The organism is Pseudomonas sp. Mn2068 (assembly GCF_049319725.1).
Taxonomy (GTDB): domain Bacteria; phylum Pseudomonadota; class Gammaproteobacteria; order Pseudomonadales; family Pseudomonadaceae; genus Aquipseudomonas; species Aquipseudomonas gingeri.
Window position 1 is genome coordinate 46,790 of record NZ_JBMOUG010000002.1, and the last position, 14,881, is coordinate 61,670.

The following is a 14,881-nucleotide window of genomic DNA, read 5'->3' on the forward strand; positions in this document are numbered from 1 at the left end:
TACTGCTCCGGGTGCGCAATGAAGAGCTTGTTCTCCCGGATACGCTCGATCACCTCTCGACGTTCGCTGATTATATCTGTGTCTATGAAGATGCCAGCGATGATGGCACCCGTGAGTTGTTGAAATCGTGCGAGAAGGTTGTATTGATCGTGGAGAACGATCAGTGGCAGTCCGGCGCCGATAATCGACTGTTGTCTGAAACCCGACATCGGGGATTATTGCTGGAAATGGCACGACGGCATTTCGAGTTTTGCTGGTGCATGTGCTGTGACGCGGATGAACGATATATCGGGCGCATCCGGGAGTACGTGACATCATCATTGGATTGCAAGCCCGAGGCAGTCAGGGTCCAGCTGTTTGACGCCTATATGAGTCGAGGAGATGACGCTCCGTATATGCCGGGAACACCACTCTTGAATTTCAGACGCCTGTTTGGCGTGGAGCGGCGGGACATACTCATGCTCTGGCAGAATCGTGAAACGGTGAAGTTTGTCGGGTTGGATGCCAGGGAGCCCGTGGTCACTGGTCGTATCGATGTCAATTTTTTCTGCCAGCATTACGGTAAAAGTCTTTCGTATGAGCACTGGGATGCCACCTGCGACTACTACAGTACTCACTTTCCCTGGGTGCCCTATGGGGAAAAATGGTCAAAGCGCAAAGGGCGGGCGCTTCATGAACTGTCTGATTTTGGTCGTGAGTTACAGGCGTGGAGTGGTGCGCTATTCGAAAACTCAATAAAGATCAACTGATATGAAATGCACTGAATTCAAGGGGCAAAAGGCGCTGGTCGCGTGTTCCCGATTGGTGGATTTTGCGGGTGCCGAGATGGCAACCCTGGAAGTTGCCGCAGCCTTGGCGGACCTCGGGTATGAGGTTGTGCTCGCGGCGATGGAGGTGGGTGGTTTCATCGAGGCCGAGCTGAACGCGAAGGGGCTGTATTTTGTCGATCTTTCCGTTGTCAGTCTGGCCGACAAGGACTTTGACCTTGTATGGGTCAGCCATTATGTGGTGGCGTATCATTTGTTGGTGCGTGACCGGATTTCGGCCAGGCATGCTTTCTATTCTTCCTTGTCTCATTTCGAACCGCTCGAAACACCGCCGCTGCCGAATATACTTTTTTCACAGTACCTTGTTCATTCTCAGGAAAATTTCGAGCATTTTTCCGCGCGCTATCCTCACCTCGTTGACCGTCTTGGTATTTTTCCCAACGCCGCACCCGCAGAGTATTTTGAGGTAATCAGGCATTCGGCCCGGCCCGAACTTCGGTCCATAGGGATTGTTTCAAATCATGCTCCCGATGAATTTCTTGAACTGTTGGCATTGCTCGAAAACCGTGGCATCAATGTCGAGCTGATTGGCCTTCAGGGGACACCGAAAAGAGTGACCCCTGAATTGATCCGTCAGTACGACGCTGTCATCAGTATCGGGAAAACTGTGCAGTATTGTCTGGCTGCTGGTATCCCCGTCTATTGCTACGATCGTTTTGGTGGCCCCGGCTGGATTACCAGCAGTCATTTTGAGATGGCATTCGCAAAAAACTTCTCAGGTCGATGTACGCCCAGAAGGCTTTCAGCAGCCCAGATCATTGAAGAGATGGTCGCCGGGTACGAAGCGACTTTGGCGCAGTCCCGTTCGTTGAGGGACCTTGCTCTTGATCGGTTTTCGCTCAAGCGGAATTTGATAGCGGTTCTTGACCGGTGCAAGAGCTTTCCTTTGCTCAGGAAGTTTTCCAAAACTGAAATCGAAATATTGTCCAGGGAGTCAGAAGTCTTTCTGGCACAACGACGGGTGATAAAAAACTACCAACAGGCTGTCGCTGAACGCGATGCCCGACTGGCAAACATCAACCCATCTGAAGCTGAGCAAGACGTGGTGGATAGGGATGTGAACAAGGTATTGATCGCACGTGAAGCCCAAGTCGAGCTCTTGAATACCGAACTCTCGAATTGTGTAGGTCGGGTGGCCCGGTTGGAGGGGGAACTCGAGAGCTGTTCTTCCAATATGGAAACATTCAACATGACCCGGGCGGATTGGGAAGCCAAGCTGGCCGCAGCCCCTGTTCGCACGGTAAAACAGGAAGAAAAGGCGCCTCATGCCAATCTGGACTCCAAAGGACAGCGAGCGCGGCTGGCAGTTTCCAATGGCTTGCTTTATGAGCAAGAGGCCAGGATCGCCCGGCTGAGTGACGAATTGGCCTTGGCCAATCAGGAGCTACAGGATGCTTCATATTCCAGGAGGCAAGTGACGCAGGAGTCGGCTCGGCGGATTGCCGAACTTGAGAGACTGTTGGCGTTGTCGCCTCAAGAGTTGATGTCGACACTCGATTCGACCAGTTGGAGAATCACTGCTCCATTCCGGCGCCTTGTGGGGTGGTGCAGGCTGCAAGCGGCCTATATGAAGGTGCTACTGGATAATTCGGTTTTTGTATTGCGCCAGCAAGGTGTTGTGCCATTTGTACGCAGGGCAACCGGCTTTCTGCTGCGTTGGCGACAAAGGAAGACGGCGTCGCTGAAACTGGCGAGATTCAACAAGGCTGAAAGCTCCGTGTTGGCGGTGGATGCGCCTTTGGTTTCGTTTGTCATCCCTATCTATGATCGGGTCGAGGTGTTGCGTGAAGCGGTGAATTCGGCCCTGGCCCAGACGCAACAGGTCTTCGAGGTCATCCTGATTGCCGATGGTTCTCCCCCCCAGACCTTGGCGGTAATCGAGGAGTTTCGCGACAACCCATTGGTCAGGATCTTCAAGTTCCCCACCAGTTCGGGCAACGCTGTGCGAGGTCGAAACAAGGGGATTCTTGAAGCGAAAGGTAAATACATCGCTTTCCTCGACAGTGACGATATCGCTGCCGTCGATCGCCTGGAGGTTTGCCTGCCGGTCTTGGAAAGTGGCGTGGATGTGGTCTATGGCGGTTGGCGCGCGTTACTGGATGGCACTCGCGCAATCGATGGATTGGTCAATGGTCAGGTGGTCTATAGCCCCGATTGCAGCCTGGAGATGCTGGAGAAAACCTGTGTGCCTTGCCAAAGCACCGTCATGGTCAGGCGAGATACGCTTCTGCGCTGTGGGTTACTGAAACATCGGATGGAATACAGGGAAGACCATGAGTTATGGCTGCGGCTTGCCTATCATGGCGCGAAATTCAAGGCCATTCCCTATGTTCTCACCGATCTGCGCTTGCATGCCGGCAACAATGAACTGAACTTCAAGAACGACGATAGCCACTGGCAATCCCTGCTCAGGGACGAATACCGCAAAAAGGGGCCCAGCCCCAAGAAAATCGCCTTTCTCCTGGCCGGCTTGGGTATATCCGGGGGCGCAGCCGTCGCGCTGAAGCATGTCAGCCTGCTGCTTGACGAAGGTCACGATGCTTTCGTGATTGATCTTGGCGGACAGGGAGATATCGATTGGTATGGAAATCCTGCGATCCGCGTGTACCGGCTGAATGAGTTATCAGCCTGTGGGATTGATAACATCGACATGCTTTTTGCGACGTTCTGGACCACCGTCGAATGGCTTGAAAAAATTCCGGCTGGAAGAAAGCTGTACCTGGTTCAGTCGGATGAGCGACTTTTTTATGAAGATCCCGCATTGAAACGTCGCGTCGCACAAACCTATGGCAAGGATATCGAATATATCGGCATTGCGAATTGGATCGTTGATTTCCTGCGGGACGAGTTTGGGCGTTCGGTCGTTTATCTTCCCAATGGCATTGATGCTGCTCTGTTTTATCCGGATGTTCCGCTATCAGAAAAGAACCCGCAGTGCCCGCGGGTTCTGATCGAGGGACCTGTTTCCGTTCCTTTCAAGGGGGTAGCGGATGCATACGCCGCGGTCAGCGAGCTCGATTGTGAGTTGTGGGTCGTCAGCAGTGACGGTGTTCCGGAGCCGCATTGGCGCGTCGATCGTTTTTTCCAGAAGGTCAGGCAGGAGGATATGCGCAGGATTTACTCGTCGTGCGACATTCTGCTGAAGATGAGCAGGATAGAGAGCTTTGCCTACCCACCGCTGGAGGCCATGGCCTGTGGCTGCTCCGTTGTCGTCATGGAGGTGAAAGGCGGGATTGAGTATGCGGTGGATGGAGAAAACGTATTGAAGGTGGGCTCCGGCGACTTGTTGGCCGCGAGATCGGCTGTCAGGAGGCTGATGGATGACGATGGCTTGCGTGACAGGTTGAGAAATTCCGGCTTCAGGACGGTAAGGAACTGGAGCTGGGAGCCGGCAAGAAAGGTCTTGTCGCAATTGACCGAGTCCTGAGTCGATCAGGCACGCTTCTGTCCTGCTTCGGTCGCGACATGGCGGGGCGGGCAACCCGCTCCGTACCGGGCTGAAACGCATCGTTTCCCCCTGCGCTACCTGCCAATGTCCGAATATGTCGCAGCGCCGCAAGCACGGGCGTTCGCCCACTCGTTAAGCTGCGCAACGGATAGTTTTCTCCCCGGGCCCGGCCTGTAGAATCGGCGGCGGCCCCCGAAGAAGCTAATCTTCGAACGTGAATGTGACCCCTGGGTCGCGGCCAGCTTCATCAACCTGTCACTCTGCACTGCCCAGATATACCCTGCAGAGTGATGCAGGACCCCTTTTTACGGGGAAAACGCGCGACGCTTCTCTCTATAACAAGCCCAAGCGGAGTACCACAGATGGCGTTCTTCACCGCAGCCAGCAAAGCCGACTTCCAGCATCAACTGCAAGCGGCACTGGCGCAGCACATCAGCGAACAGGCACTGCCACAAGTGGCGTTGTTTGCTGAACAGTTCTTCGGCATCATTTCCCTGGACGAGCTGACCCAGCGTCGGCTCTCCGATCTCGCCGGCTGCACCCTGTCGGCATGGCGCCTGCTGGAGCGCTTCGATCACGCCCAGCCACAAGTCCGGGTCTACAACCCCGACTACGAACGCCATGGCTGGCAATCGACCCACACCGCCGTCGAAGTCCTGCACCACGACCTGCCATTCCTGGTGGATTCGGTGCGTACAGAACTCAACCGCCGCGGCTACAGCATCCATACCCTGCAAACCACCGTGCTCAGCGTGCGCCGTGGTAGCAAGGGCGAACTGCTCGAAATCCTGCCAAAAGGCACCCAGGGCGAGGGGATTCTTCACGAATCGCTGATGTACCTGGAGATCGACCGTTGTGCCAACGCCGCCGAACTGAACGTGCTGTCAAAAGAACTGGAACAGGTTCTGGCGGAAGTCCGGGTCGCGGTCGCTGACTTCGAGCCGATGAAGGCCAAGGTCCAGCAGTTGATCGAAGGCATCGACAACAGCCAGTTCGCCATCGAAGCTGATGAAAAAAGCGAGATCAAGAGTTTCCTGGAATGGCTGGTGGGCAACCACTTCACCTTCCTCGGCTACGAAGAGTTCGTGGTCCGTGACGACCAGAACGGCGGTCACATCGAATATGACCAGAATTCCTTCCTCGGCCTGACCAAGCTGCTGCGTGCCGGCCTCACCGCCGATGACCTGCGCATCGAAGACTACGCCGTGAACTACCTGGCCGAGCCGACCCCGCTGTCGTTCGCCAAGGCCGCGCATCCGAGCCGCGTGCATCGCCCGGCCTACCCGGATTTCGTTTCGGTGCGGGTGATCGACGCCGACGGCAAGGTGGTCAAGGAATGCCGCTTCATGGGTCTCTACACCTCGTCGGTGTATGGCGAAAGCGTGCGCGTGATTCCGTATATCCGCCGCAAGGTCGAGGAAATCGAACACCGCTCCGGCTTCCAGTCCAAGGCCCACCTGGGCAAGGAACTGGCCCAGGTGCTCGAAGTGCTGCCGCGCGACGACCTGTTCCAGACGCCGGTGGACGAGCTGTTCAGCACCGTGATGTCGATCGTGCAGATCCAGGAACGCAACAAGATCCGCGTCTTCCTGCGCAAGGACCCGTACGGTCGCTTCTGCTACTGCCTGGCCTATGTGCCGCGTGACATCTACTCCACCGAAGTGCGCCAGAAGATCCAGCAAGTGCTGATGGATCGCCTGAAAGCCACCGACTGCGAGTTCTGGACTTTCTTCTCCGAGTCCGTGCTGGCCCGTGTACAGCTGATTCTGCGGGTCGATCCGAAGAACCGCCTGGACATCGATCCGGTCCTGCTGGAAAAAGAAGTGGTCCAGGCCTGCCGCAGCTGGCAGGACGACTACGCCAGCCTGGTGGTCGAGAGCTTCGGCGAAGCCCACGGCACCAACGTGCTGTCGGACTTCCCGAAAGGCTTCCCGGCCGGCTACCGCGAGCGTTTCGCCGCGCATTCGGCCGTGGTCGACATGCAGCACCTGCTGAGCCTGACCGAAGCCAACCCGCTGGTCATGAGTTTCTACCAGCCGCTGGGCCAGGTGTCCGGCCAGCGCGAGCTGCATTGCAAGCTCTACCACGCCGATACCCCGCTGGCACTGTCCGATGTCCTGCCGATCCTGGAAAACCTCGGCCTGCGCGTACTGGGCGAGTTCCCGTATCGCCTGCGCCACAGCAACGGTCGCGAGTTCTGGATCCATGACTTCGCCTTCACCGCTGCCGAAGGCCTGGACCTGGATATCCAGCAACTGAACGACACCCTGCAGGACGCCTTCGTCCACATCGTCCGTGGCGATGCCGAGAACGATGCGTTCAACCGCCTGGTGCTCACCGCCGGCCTGCCATGGCGCGACGTGGCGCTGCTGCGTGCCTACGCCCGCTACCTGAAGCAGATCCGCCTGGGCTTCGACCTGGGCTACATCGCCAGCACCCTGAACAACCACACCGATATCGCCCGCGAACTGACCCGGTTGTTCAAGACCCGCTTCTACCTGGCCCGCAAGCTGAGCGCCGACGACCTCGACGACAAGCAACTGCGCCTGGAGCAGGCGATCCTGACCGCCCTGGACGACGTCCAGGTCCTGAACGAAGACCGCATCCTGCGTCGCTACCTCGACCTGATCAAGGCGACCCTGCGGACCAACTTCTACCAGACCGACGCCAACGGCCAGAACAAGTCGTACTTCAGCTTCAAGTTCAACCCGCACGCGATCCCCGAGCTGCCCAAGCCGGTGCCGAAATTCGAGATCTTCGTCTATTCGCCACGGGTCGAGGGTGTGCATCTGCGCTTCGGCAACGTCGCCCGCGGCGGCCTGCGCTGGTCGGACCGCGAGGAAGACTACCGCACCGAAGTCCTGGGCCTGGTAAAAGCCCAGCAAGTGAAGAACTCGGTCATCGTGCCGGTGGGCGCGAAGGGCGGCTTCCTGCCGCGTCGCCTGCCCCTGGGCGGCAGCCGTGACGAGATCGCGGCCGAAGGTATCGCCTGCTACCGCATCTTCATCTCCGGCCTGCTGGATATCACCGACAACCTCAAGGACGGCGCCCTGGTGCCGCCGGCCAACGTCGTGCGTCATGACGACGATGACCCGTACCTGGTGGTGGCGGCGGACAAGGGCACCGCGACCTTCTCCGACATCGCCAACGGCATTGCCATCGACTACGGTTTCTGGCTCGGCGACGCCTTCGCTTCCGGCGGCTCGGCCGGCTACGACCACAAGAAGATGGGCATTACCGCCAAGGGCGCGTGGGTGGGCGTACAGCGTCACTTCCGCGAGCGCGGCATCAACGTCCAGGAAGACAGCGTCACCGTGGTCGGCGTCGGCGACATGGCCGGCGACGTGTTCGGCAACGGCCTGTTGATGTCCGACAAGCTCAAGCTGGTCGCGGCCTTCAACCACCTGCACATCTTCATCGACCCGAACCCGGAGCCGGCTTCCAGCTTCGCCGAGCGCCAGCGCCTGTTCGACCTGCCGCGTTCGGCCTGGTCCGACTACGACACCAGCATCATGTCCGAAGGCGGCGGTATCTTCTCGCGCAGCGCGAAGAGCATCGCGATCTCCCCGCAGATGAAAGAGCGCTTCGACATCAGCGCCGACAAGCTGACCCCGACCGAACTGCTCAACGCCTTGCTCAAGGCGCCGGTGGACCTGTTGTGGAACGGCGGTATCGGTACCTACGTCAAGGCCAGCAGCGAAAGCCACGCCGATGTCGGCGACAAGGCCAACGATGCACTGCGCGTGAACGGTAACGAACTGCGCTGCAAGGTGGTGGGCGAGGGCGGCAACCTGGGCATGACCCAGCTCGGTCGCGTCGAGTTCGGCCTCAATGGCGGCGGTTCCAACACCGACTTCATCGACAACGCCGGTGGCGTGGATTGTTCCGACCACGAAGTGAATATCAAGATCCTGCTCAACGAAGTGGTGCAGGCTGGCGATATGACCGACAAGCAGCGCAACCAGCTGCTGGCCAGCATGACCGACGAGGTCGGTGGCCTGGTGCTCGGCAACAACTACAAGCAGACCCAGGCCCTGTCCCTGGCAGCCCGTCGTGCCTACGACCGGATCGCCGAGTACAAGCGCCTGATGAACGACCTGGAAGGCCGTGGCAAGCTGGACCGCGCCATCGAGTTCCTGCCGTCGGAAGAGCAGCTTGTGGAGCGTGTGGCGGCCGGCCAGGGCCTGACCCGTGCCGAACTGTCGGTGCTGATCTCCTACAGCAAGATCGACCTCAAGGCTGCCTTGCTCGACTCCAAGGTGCCGGACGACGAGTACCTGACCCGCGACATGGAAACCGCGTTCCCGCCGACGCTGGTGAGCAAGTTCGCCGATGCCATGCGTCGTCACCGCCTCAAGCGTGAAATCGTCAGTACCCAGATCGCCAACGACCTGGTCAACCACATGGGCATCACCTTCGTGCAGCGCCTGAAGGAGTCCACTGGCATGAGCCCGGCGAATGTCGCCGGTGCCTATGTCATCGTGCGTGACATCTTCCACCTCCCGCACTGGTTCCGTCAGATCGAGGCCCTGGACTACAAGGTCTCGGCCGAGACCCAACTGGAACTGATGGACGAACTGATGCGCCTGGGCCGTCGCGCCACGCGCTGGTTCCTGCGCAGCCGTCGCAACGAGCAGGATGCCGCCCGTGACGTCGCGCACTTCGGTCCGCACCTGGCAGCCCTGGGCCTCAAGCTCGACGAACTGCTGGAAGGTCCGACCCGCGAAGTCTGGCAGACCCGCTACCAGGCCTATGTCCAGGCCGGTGTACCGGAGTTGCTGGCGCGCATGGTGGCCGGTACCACGCACCTGTACACCCTGTTGCCGATCATCGAAGCGGCCGATGTCACCGGTCACGACGCCGCCGAAGTGGCCAAGGCCTACTTCGCGGTGGGCAGTGCCCTGGACCTGACCTGGTATTCCCAGCAGATCAGCGACCTGCGTGTCGGCAACAACTGGCAGGCCCAGGCCCGCGAAGCGTTCCGCGACGATGTCGACTGGCAGCAGCGGGCGATCACCATCTCCGTGTTGAAACTGGCCGACGCGCCGGAAGACATGGAAGCCCGCGTGGCCCTGTGGTTGGAGCAGAACGCGAGCATGGCCGATCGCTGGCGTGCAATGCTGGTGGAAATCCGTGCCGCCAGCGGCACCGACTACGCCATGTACGCAGTGGCCAACCGTGAGTTGATGGACCTGGCAATGAGTGGTCAACCCGTACTCGCATAGCCTGGAACAAGTGGTAACTGAAAGCCCCGACTCGTGAGAGTCGGGGCTTTTTTATTGATGGCGGTACATGCGTATTTGCACTTTATGAAAGGAGTTTGCGATCAGCCGAAAGGCTGTTTGCTGGTTTTATTGTGGGAGGGCGTTAATAGATATTTCATGGGTGGATAATATAGATGGAAGGAGCGCGGAAGCGATTGGCTATTTGAACTTTTTATCAGGGCGATGAAGATTAGTATAAGGCGATTGAGGTTATTCAAGGTTTTTTGCTGATGACTGTTTCTGCTTTTGAAACATCGAATGTCGCCGTGGTACTTGATGGCGAGGGCTATCATGCCCTGGTGGCCAGCCGGCTGCCGGCCTGGTTGAAGGATGCACCCTTCGCGACCCGTAGCGCCTACGCCGACAGCCTGCGGCGCCATCAGTCGGACAAGGCTCGCCTGGCGTCTTATCTGCGCGGTTTGCAAAGCCCGGAGGCGTTTGCCGCGCCGCTTCTGCAAGGCGCCCTGGACAAGGAATTCGGCCCGGGCCTGGACGTGCATGAGGACCAGCTCAGGCATGTTCACATACTGGCGGCGCAAACACTGTCCACACCCTATCAGCAACGGTTGACGCAACAAACACTGTTGCAGGCCGCATTGCAGAACTTCGAAGAAAGTGAAACGACCTACTTTGGTTTTGATAGAGGCTCGCAGATATTGCGCAAGACTCAAGGCGTGTTGCTGAAGGAGTTTACGCCGCGGGTATTTGCCCGGTTATGTCGCGAGCTGGACCTGGGCGGTAAATATAAAGAGCATATCGAGTCTTTCCTGTTGCGCAAGAATGCCTCCGGGCAACGCGATGACGAGTTTCGTCGATTGTTCATGACCAACGAAATCTCCGAGTTGGCGCTCCAGGCCGATATTGCCGTGATGAAAGGGCATATCGACGACTCGGCCTACCGGATGCTCAAGCAGTGGGTCGGTGGTAACGCCAATCCCCTCTGGAGCCTGCATGCCGTGCAGTTTCATGAAATCAAGATGCTCGATGTGCGCATCCCTGACGGTGGCTATCGGGGGGCCTTGCTCAAGGGCGTCCTGTTGATCCGTTTCGACGTCCCGAGCAGTGGTGAATCCTGTCCCTGTGTGGTGTACCTGTCCGGTGATGGCGAACAGGCGCTCAAGCAGTATTCGAGCCTGGCGGCCTTCGAGGACGATCTCCGGCGCCGGCTGCGTGACCCGGGGTATCGGCACGAGTTTCGGCGCTACCTTCATTTGCGTTCTCAGCCGGTGTTTTTCACCGTGCTGAACGAACGCCTGAATCCCGTGAGTGGCGAAACCGGCCGGCGTGTGCCTGATGAGCAGGCACGCTTGCAGTTGCAGCTCGCGCGGATCAGCGGGGATCCCTTTTTCGAGCTCTATGCGCAGCACACCGACAAGATGCTCGATGATGCCCGGTTACTGGCGGTGTCGACGGGCGCGGAGGACAAGAAGACCCGCAGCGCCCGTTGGCATGCCTTCCTGGATTGGGGCGTCAACCTGCTGTTTTTCGTGCCGGGCCTGGGCGAGGCGATGCTGGCGGTGGCTGCGGCCCAGATGCTGGTCCAGGTCTACGAAGGCATCGAGGCGTGGGACCACGACGACAAAAAGCAGGCCGTACTGGCCTTTCTCGGTGTGGTGCTGAACTTGGAACTCGGCGCCTTTATACAGGCCTTGGCCCGCAATACCGAGGCGACGGCTTTTATCGACAGCCTCAAGCAGGTCAGGCTGGCGGACGGTGACACCCGCTTATGGAAAGCCGACCTTGCCCCCTATCGACAGGCTCCGGCCCTGCCCGAAGGCCTCAGGCCCGACGCGTCGGGCCTGCACACGCGCAATGCCAGTACTTATCTATCGCTGGACGGGGACTACTACCGGCTCAGTCCCACTCGTGTCAGCCATGAGTATCGCGCCGAGCATCCCACCCGCACGACCTATTCGCCGCTGTTCAGTCACAACGGCTCGGGCGCCTGGACCCATGAGCTGGAGGAACCGTTGCAGTGGGATGCGTTCAAGCTGTTTGCGCGCCTGGGGCCCGAAGTGGCGGATTTTTCCCCGGAACAGGCGACCCGGATCATGACCATCAGCGGCGTGGAGGCCGATCAGTTGCGGCCGGTGTACCTGGATCAGATGAGCTGCCCGGCGCTGCTCAACGACACGGTGCAGCGCTTCCGGATCGATGCGGATATCCAGCGGTTTATCGACACCGGTACGACCAATGGTGGCGTGGTCGATTGGCATATCCAGGAACAGTTGCTGGAAGCCTTGTGGCCGCCGACCCGGGTGTTGCGGTTCGTCAATGGCGAAGGGCGGGTGCTGAAGGAATACGGTCCGCCGGACAAGGCGCGGTTGCCGGTGGTGACCGTGACCGAAGCCCAGATCCATGACGCCGAACTGCTCCAGGTGGTGTTGCAGGGGCTTGACCGGGAAGAGGTCGATATATTGCTCGGGCGCCAGCCGGGCCATGCGCGATTGACCGATGCCGAACAGCTGACGGCGCTGAACCGACGGCTTGCCGACGAGGCCCGCAACCAGCGCAGCGCGCTGTTCGAGGCCTATTACCAATTTCGCAGCCGGTCGCGCAATGCCTTTGCCGCCTTGTTCAAGCGTGATTTCCCCAACCTGCCGACGATGATTGCCGATGAGTTGACCGGTGCGGCCAACAGCTATGAGATGGCGTCGCTGGAGGCGGGCAGGGTGCCGCTGCGGCTGGCGGAAGAAAGCCGCCGGTATGCGCAGCAGGTACGTATCGCCCGGGCTTATGAAGGTCTTTTCATCGAGTCTTCGGTCAGCCTGGATGCCGACCGGTTGTTCCTGCATTCACTGGAGAACCTGCCGGGCTGGTCGGAAAACCTGCGCGTCGAGCTGTATGAGCCCGCCGAGCTGGCACCGGGCGGGCGACGCCTGCTCGACAGCCTGGGACCGACCTCCGACACGCCGCTGGCGTTGCTGCGCACGTCGGGGGGCTATGTGATCGAAGGGCAGCCCCTGCCTGGCGATCTCCAGATGGCGCTGTTGCAGGCGCTGCCGGATAACCGGCTCCAGGCACTGGGCTTTTCGCGCACCACCGCGCCGGAGTTGTTCAGGCAGGCGGTGGCACGTCGCCTGGAGTTGTCGCGCCCACGTGTTCGCTCGTTGCTGGGCATGCAGGCGATCAAGCCCGGATTCAGGTCGCCCATGCGTTTGAGCGATGGCCGGATCGGTTATCCGCTCGGCGGTCGGCAGGGTGTGCATAGGGTGTCGTCGAGTCATTTGCAACTGCTGGTGGACAAGCTCTATCCCGGTCAGGACGTGGAGGTGGTCCGCCGGTTCCTGACGGTTGAAGGGGCGGATGACGGGGTTTTCCTGAGGGCCCTCAAGAAACAGCAGGAAGAGTACCAACGACTGAAACTGATGCTGGAATACTGGCGGCTCGACGGTGAGTACGAGCGTGGCAGCAGCGGCGGCTGGCTGGTCAACAAGGCAGCCAAGTCACGGGTGGTGGAGCGGATCCGCAGGTGCTGGCGCCGGGAGTCGCCGCCGCTGCTCGATGCCGGCGGCCAGCCGTTGGGGCATGAACTGGACCTGTCGGGCGAGCGCCTGCTGAAGTTGCCGGAACTCGAAGAGGGCAGTTTCGATCATGTGGTCTCGTTGAAGCTGACCCTGGTCGGGCAGCGCGATCGCCGCGACCTCGATACCTTTCTCAAGTGTTTCACCCAGTTGCGCGAGTTGCAGATCTCCGGGGGCAGGCTCACGCGGCTGCCGGTCGGCATTGGCGAGATGAGTGAGTTGCGCAGGCTGCAACTCAACGGCAACCGGATCGTCTGGACCGTGACGCTGGGGCAGCAACTGCGCAGTCTGAAACGCCTGAGGCGACTGAACCTGGACGGCAACCCCCTGGGGATGTTCAGCGCCAGCGGGATGCCCAGGCTGCAAGGGCTCCAGTTGCAGCGTACGGGGTTGTCCATCTGGCCCCTCGGAGCCCTGGACCTGCTCGATCTGGCCGTGCTGGACCTGCAGGGAAACCGCCTGACCTCGATCCCCTGGAGCTTCTACAGCCTGAGCAGTCGCAGGATGAGAACGGTATTGCTGTATGGCAATCCCTTCGATGCGCCGACACGCTATGCGATCGCCCAGTTCATTGACCGCCCTTCGATACGCTTCACCCTGCCGGAGGACACGGGCGTCCTGGAGCAGGGGGTGCCGAAGCTGATGCCGGTCGTGGAAAACTGGCTGAACAGCAGTATCCCGGTTGCCGAACAGGAACGGTTAAGGAACTTGTGGAGCCTGATGGTCGATGAGCCGGGCAGCCAGACGTTCCTCGAGTCGATTGCCGCGCTGCGTTACTCGGCGGACTATCGCGTCGAATACCGGGATCAGTTGATCCGGCGGGTCTGGCGGATGATCGAGGCGGCGGTGGCCGACACCCGCTTGCGTCAGCTCCTGTTCGACTGGACGAGCGATCTGGAAACCTGTGCCGATGGCTTTACCGAGGTGTTCAGCCGCCTGGGGGGCGAGGTCCTGCTCTACGAGGCGCAGCAACTGGCGGATGATGCCAGGGAAATGGCATACACGCGGCTGGCCCTGGGACGCTCGCGCCTGGCCCGACTGAACGATATCGCCAAGGTCGAAACCGCCAGCCAGGAGATCACCCGGGCCGGCCATATCGAGGACGCCAGGACGCAGGCCGTCGCGACGGCCAGCGGGCTGGGCCTGAGCGAGGCCGAAATCGAGGCGGCGGGGCAGGTGGCGGCCGCGGCCGCTGACGAGCGCTGGCCCCATGTCGATGAGGTCGAGATCTACCTGGCCTACCGTGTCGATCTCGCCAAGCGCCTGGCGCTGCCCTGGCAGCCCCTGACCATGCTGTATCGCGGCGCCAGCAATGTGACCCGGGACATGACCCGGGAAGCGGGCGATCGCATCCTGGCTGCCGAGAACGTACCCGGCAGGCAGGTCGAATTGCTGCTTGAACAACCGCTCTGGAGGGATTACCTGGAGACCCTGCCCGAGACGCAACGGTATGCGGTCGTCGCGCAGGAACAGTTGCAGACCCTGGAAGAACTGCGCGAGGCGCTGGAAGGCCTGGCGCGGCAGCCGCAGGCCTCGGCCGGGGAAATCGCCGGCTGGACCGCGACGGTGAAGCAGGGAGCGAGTGTCCTGGGGATCGCCGAGGCGGATATTCCCGTTGGCCGGGAAATGGACGATAGCGTCTATGAGCAGGCGCTGGAAGCGATCGATCGCGAACGAAAAGCCGGGGAAGTGCGGATCACCCAGCAGGCACTGGACCGTGCCCAGGCGCCCGAAAGCCCGAATCCGTGAAGCCCGCCCCTTGAACGCAGCCGGCGCTGTGCCGGATCGGGACGGGCCGCCAAGGGGCCTGGCTCAGCT

At 60.1% G+C, this 14,881-nt stretch carries 4 protein-coding genes; all 4 read left to right on the forward strand.

Annotated elements, in window-relative coordinates; genetic code table 11:
* The first annotated feature begins 11 nt into the window (after nucleotides 1-11).
* The 4 genes from ACL9RJ_RS04830 (at nucleotide 12) to ACL9RJ_RS04845 (ending at nucleotide 14,812) form a co-directional block, all read left to right on the forward strand.
* On the forward strand, nucleotides 12-749 hold the full coding sequence (locus tag ACL9RJ_RS04830) for a glycosyltransferase family 2 protein (RefSeq protein WP_422764950.1): 738 nt from the start codon (nucleotides 12-14) through the stop codon (nucleotides 747-749).
* Between the two features lies 1 nt (nucleotide 750).
* A complete protein-coding gene (locus ACL9RJ_RS04835) occupies nucleotides 751-4,254 on the forward strand; it encodes a glycosyltransferase (protein WP_422764951.1) in 3,504 nt (1,167 codons plus the stop codon).
* Nucleotides 4,255-4,637: 383 nt separating this feature from the next.
* The gene (locus ACL9RJ_RS04840) at nucleotides 4,638-9,500 is read left to right on the forward strand and encodes an NAD-glutamate dehydrogenase (protein WP_017127874.1); all 4,863 of its coding nucleotides are present in this window, start codon (nucleotides 4,638-4,640) and stop codon (nucleotides 9,498-9,500) included.
* A gap of 269 nt (nucleotides 9,501-9,769) precedes the next feature.
* Complete coding sequence (locus ACL9RJ_RS04845) at nucleotides 9,770-14,812, forward strand: dermonecrotic toxin domain-containing protein (RefSeq protein ID WP_422764952.1); 5,043 nt, start codon at nucleotides 9,770-9,772, stop codon at nucleotides 14,810-14,812.
* Nucleotides 14,813-14,881: the final 69 nt, after the last annotated feature.

Coding starts and splice junctions, on each gene's coding strand:
- ACL9RJ_RS04835 (WP_422764951.1), top strand. CDS start 751: ATGAAATGCACTGAATTCAAGGGGCAAAAGGCGCTGGTCGCGTGTTCC.
- ACL9RJ_RS04840 (WP_017127874.1), top strand. CDS start 4,638: ATGGCGTTCTTCACCGCAGCCAGCAAAGCCGACTTCCAGCATCAACTG.
- ACL9RJ_RS04845 (WP_422764952.1), top strand. CDS start 9,770: ATGACTGTTTCTGCTTTTGAAACATCGAATGTCGCCGTGGTACTTGAT.